The organism is Macromonas nakdongensis, assembly GCF_002837145.1.
Classification (GTDB): Bacteria; Pseudomonadota; Gammaproteobacteria; order Burkholderiales; family Burkholderiaceae_C; genus Macromonas_B; species Macromonas_B nakdongensis.
The window spans coordinates 1-1,349 of record NZ_NWMV01000146.1 but is presented as its reverse complement, the minus strand read 5'-3'; the positions used below and the strand labels follow the sequence as shown (position 1 = coordinate 1,349).

General features: G+C 63.8%; 2 protein-coding genes. Both read right to left on the bottom strand.

The window, feature by feature from the left end:
* Positions 1–144, bottom strand: a 144-nt coding sequence (locus tag CON77_RS14375; protein WP_304442166.1) for a 30S ribosomal protein S10, incomplete at its 3' end; no start/stop codon positions are given.
* A 14-nt stretch (positions 145–158) separates the two neighbouring features.
* Positions 159–1,349, bottom strand: coding sequence for an elongation factor Tu (tuf, locus tag CON77_RS14370; RefSeq protein ID WP_101050240.1), 1,191 nt, complete (start codon positions 1,347–1,349; stop codon positions 159–161).

Below are 1,349 nucleotides of genomic sequence, written 5' to 3'. Positions count from 1 at the left end.
ACGCTTCATGCGGGTCGGCAGGGGCACCGGGCCCTTGACGATCGCGCCGGTGCGCTTGGCGGTGTCGACGATCTCGGCGGCAGAGGCGTCGATCAGCTTGTAGTCGAACGCTTTCAGGCGGATGCGGATTTTTTGCTTGCTCATGATCAGCGTCCTTCTCAGTCGATGATCTTGGCCACGACGCCGGCGCCGACGGTGCGGCCGCCTTCACGGATGGCGAAGCGCAGACCTTCTTCCATGGCGATCGGAGCGATCAGCTTGACGGTGATCGACACGTTGTCGCCCGGCATCACCATTTCCTTGCCCTCGGGCAGCTCGATGGAGCCAGTCACGTCGGTGGTGCGGAAGTAGAACTGCGGGCGGTAGTTGTTGAAGAAGGGGGTGTGGCGGCCGCCTTCGTCTTTGCTCAGCACGTAGACCTCACCGGTGAAGTGGGTGTGCGGCTTGATGGAGCCGGGCTTGCACAGCACTTGGCCGCGCTGCACTTCTTCGCGCTTGGTGCCGCGCAGCAGGATGCCGACGTTGTCGCCAGCCTGGCCTTGGTCCAGCAGCTTGCGGAACATTTCCACGCCGGTGCAGGTGGTCTTCTGGGTGGTGGAGATGCCGACGATCTCGATTTCTTCGCCGACCTTGATGATGCCGCGCTCGATACGGCCGGTCACCACGGTGCCGCGACCGGAGATGGAGAACACGTCTTCCACGGGCATCAGGAAGGTGCCGTCGACGGCGCGTTCCGGGGTGGGGATGTAGCTGTCCAGGGCGTCGGCCAAGGCCATGATGGCGCCTTCACCCAGGGGACCCTTGTCGCCTTCCAGGGCGAGCTTGGCGGAACCCTTGATGATGGGGGTGTCGTCGCCGGGGAAGTCGTACTTGGACAGCAGCTCGCGCACTTCCATTTCGACCAGCTCCAGCAGCTCTTCGTCGTCCACCATGTCGGCCTTGTTCAGGAAGACGATGATGTAGGGCACGCCGACCTGGCGCGACAGCAGGATGTGTTCGCGGGTCTGGGGCATCGGGCCGTCAGCGGCGGAGCACACCAGGATGGCGCCGTCCATCTGGGCGGCACCGGTGATCATGTTCTTGACGTAGTCGGCGTGGCCGGGGCAGTCCACGTGGGCGTAGTGGCGGTTGGCCGTTTCGTATTCCACGTGGGCGGTGTTGATGGTGATGCCGCGGGCTTTTTCTTCCGGAGCCGCGTCGATCTGGTCGTAGGCCTTGGCCGAACCACCGAACTTGGCAGCCAGCACGGTGGTGATGGCGGCGGTCAGGGTCGTCTTGCCGTGGTCCACGTGACCGATGGTGCCGACGTTGACGTGCGGCTTGGTCCGCTCGAATTTCTCTTTTGCCAT

What these genes read in the sequence shown, in the direction of transcription:
- tuf (WP_101050240.1), bottom strand. Translation starts at nt 1,349, where the DNA reads ATGGCAAAAGAGAAATTCGAGCGGACCAAGCCGCACGTCAACGTCGGC.